This window comes from Conexibacter stalactiti, assembly GCF_033542075.1.
GTDB lineage: Bacteria > Actinomycetota > Thermoleophilia > Solirubrobacterales > Solirubrobacteraceae > Conexibacter > Conexibacter stalactiti.
The window spans coordinates 1-2,834 of record NZ_JAWSTH010000203.1 but is presented as its reverse complement, the minus strand read 5'-3'; the positions used below and the strand labels follow the sequence as shown (position 1 = coordinate 2,834).

At 78.2% G+C, this 2,834-nt stretch carries 1 protein-coding gene and 2 pseudogenes; all 3 read right to left on the bottom strand.

Annotated elements, in window-relative coordinates; all coding sequences use genetic code 11:
* Window positions 1–938, bottom strand: a pseudogene (locus R7226_RS31210) (hypothetical protein); the annotation flags it as partial.
* Between the two features lie 61 nt (window positions 939–999).
* Window positions 1,000–2,010 carry a Glu/Leu/Phe/Val family dehydrogenase gene (locus R7226_RS31205; RefSeq protein WP_404827931.1) on the bottom strand — a complete coding sequence of 337 codons (1,011 nt, stop codon included), beginning with the start codon at window positions 2,008–2,010 and terminating at the stop codon, window positions 1,000–1,002.
* A gap of 53 nt (window positions 2,011–2,063) precedes the next feature.
* A pseudogene (locus tag R7226_RS31200) lies at window positions 2,064–2,834 on the bottom strand (hypothetical protein); the annotation flags it as partial.

Here is a 2,834-nt window from a genome sequence, read left to right as displayed (position 1 = left end):
CGCGCCGACTCGGCCGCGCGCGCCAGCTCGACCGCCGGCCCGAGCGCGGCGTGCACGTCGTGCAGCCGCGCGCGCAGACCGGCGAGGCAGCCAGGCGCGTCGGGGTCGGGCACGATCGCGTAGCCGAGGCCGTCGACGCGCGCGACCAGCGCGCCGGAGGGCAGGCGGGCGGCGAGGCGGCCGGCGCGCTCGCCGTCGAAGGCGATCGCGGCGACGGTGAGGCCGGCGCCTCCCGCGGAGATCGCGGTCGCCGGCGCGGGGCCGGCTGCTGAGCCGCGTGCGCCGCGCGTGGGCCGATCGGCCGGCACGAGGCCGGGCGTCCAGCCGGCGGCGAGCGCGAGCGCGTGCAGCTCCTGCGGCGGCGCCGACGGCGAGCGCACGAGCGCGGCGACGAGCTGGTGGCGGCGATCGGCGCGGCCTGGGCTGAGCGCGGCCTGCTCGAAGGCGAAGCCCTCAGCCGAGGCGGCGGAGATCTCGGCGAGGCAGGTGAGGATCGCGTCGCCGAGCGCGTGCAGCGTCTCCTGCGGCAGCGCGGCGCCGTCGCCCTCTTGCGCGATCGCGTCCCACGTCGCGCGCGCGGCGTGATGGTAGGCGGCGAGCAGCGCGCCGAGCGAGCGGCCGGCGCGCAGCTGGCCGCGCCCGAAGCCGAAGTAGAGCCCGCGACCGGGCAGCTGGCCGTGGGGGCCGCGCTCGATCAGCGCGAGCAGTCCGCGCACGCCGTGCTCGACGCCGTGGCGAGCGTTGGGGCTCCCGACGATCCATTCGCGCGGCACGTCGCGGCGCGCGATCGCGGCGAAGACGTCGTCGACGAGCGTCTCGACGGCCGGCTCCAGCTTCGCCGCGACGGCCGGGCCGAGCGCATCCCAGCGCACGCTGTCACGGCCGGCCCCGCTGCGGCCTGCCCCGGCGCTGCCATCGGCGCGTTGCGGCTCCTCCACGGCTCTCCCCTTCCCCGGAGACGACCGTATCCGATCGCGGTGGGGCGAGGGGAGTGGCGCGTCAGGGCGCGAGCCGCTGTTCGCCGAGCGCGAGCGCGGCGGCGAGCGGCGTCGTGCCAGCCGAGTCGGCGGCGGCGAAGATCTCGGCGAGCGTGTCGCCGATCGCGCGCACGCGGCGACGCGCGACGGCGGCGTCGTAACCGCTCGGCTCCAGCTCGACGGCGATGTTGACGATCCCGCCGGCGCTGACGACGAAGTCAGGGGCCCAGACGATCCCGCGCGCCGCCAGCTGGCCGGCGACGGCGTCGGTCGCGAGCTGGTTGTTGGCGGCGCCGGCGATCGCGCGGCAGCGCAGCCGCGGCACGACCGCCTCGTCGAGCAGGCCGCCGAGCGCGCAGGGGGAGAGCAGGTCGACCTTCGCGGTCAGCGCTCTCGCCGGCGTCGCCCAGCGTGCGCCGAGCCTGTCGGCGAGTGCTCGCTTGGAGGGGTCGACGTCGGCGAGCACGAGGCTGGCACCGGCTCTGGCGCAGCGCGCCGCGACCCGTGAGCCGACGTGGCCGAGGCCGATCACGGCGACGCTGCGGCCCTTCAGCGAGCCGTCGCCGAACGCCTGCGCGGCGGTCGTTCTGAGCGCCGCCTCGACGCCGAGCGCGGTGAAGGGACTGGGGTCGCCGGAGCCGCCGCGGCTGGTCGCGAGGCCAGAGACGTGTCTCGTCGCCTCCGCGATCACGGCCATGTCGCGGCTGGCGATGCCGACGTCCTCGGCCGTCACGTAGCGGCCGTCGAGCTGGTCGACGGTCTCGCCGAAGTCGAGCAGCGCGTCGCGCCGCAGGCGGCCGGTCAGCCTGATGCCGGGCGGCAGCGCGATCACGCCCTTGCCGCCGCCGAGCGGCTGGTCGGCGCAGGCGGCCTTGTACGTCATCGCGCGGGCGAGCCGCAGCGCGTCGCGGACCGCGAGCGCGGGATGGTCGTAGCTCCACACGCGGCAGCCGCCGAGGGCGGGACCGCGGACCGTCGAGTGGACGGCGACGATCGTCGTCAGACCGGAGCGCGGACCGCGTCGGACGTACAGCTCCTCGTGGTCGAGCGGTGGCAGCAGCGGGTCGATGGGGCGACCCTAGCGTGTCACGGCAGCGGCGGCGGCGTGACGTTGCTCGGCGTGCTGCTCGCCCCGCCGGTCGTCGACGGCGACGTGGGCGGCTGCGTCCCGGTCGCCGGTGGCGTGCTGCCGGTGCCCGCGGGAACGCCCTGCGGGGCGCTGCCGGCCGGCGGCGTGCCGGTCGAACCGCTGGCGGCGCTGCCGGTCGTCGGCGGAGCGGTCGTCGTACCGCCGGTCGTCGGCGGCGTGGACGTCGTGCCGCTGCCGGTCGTCGGCGTCGTGTCGACGGGCTCGGTCGGCGTGGTCGTCGGTTCGTCGACCGGAAGCGGATCGTCGACGATCGAGGCGTCGTCGGGCGCGGCGGCGCCGCCGTTGGTGACGCCGCTGCCGACGCCGGTCGTGACCGGCGGCGTCGCGATCGGCGTGACCGTGACGGTCCCGCCCGACGGCTCACGGCTGAGCTTGAGCTTGACGGCCTTCGCGCTGCCGGCGCCGTCGGCGGCGTTGGCGCCGGCCCCGGCCGCGGCGGTGCCGCCGGCGGTGGACCCGGCGGGGACGGAGGCGGGCCGCGCCTGCACCGAGGCGGCGGCCGCGAGCAGCGGCTCGGCTCTGGGCCGCTCCGCTCTGATGACCTTCGCGGCCGGAGCGGAGGAGGGCGGGCTGAGCGTGCGCTTGACCTCGACCGCTCCGCCGCCGGCGACGACGGCGGCCGCGACGACGGCGGCGACGTGACCGGCGGTGACGGCCGTGCCGCCCGCGGCTGCTCCGCCCGCGACGGCGGCCGCGCCGCCCGCGGC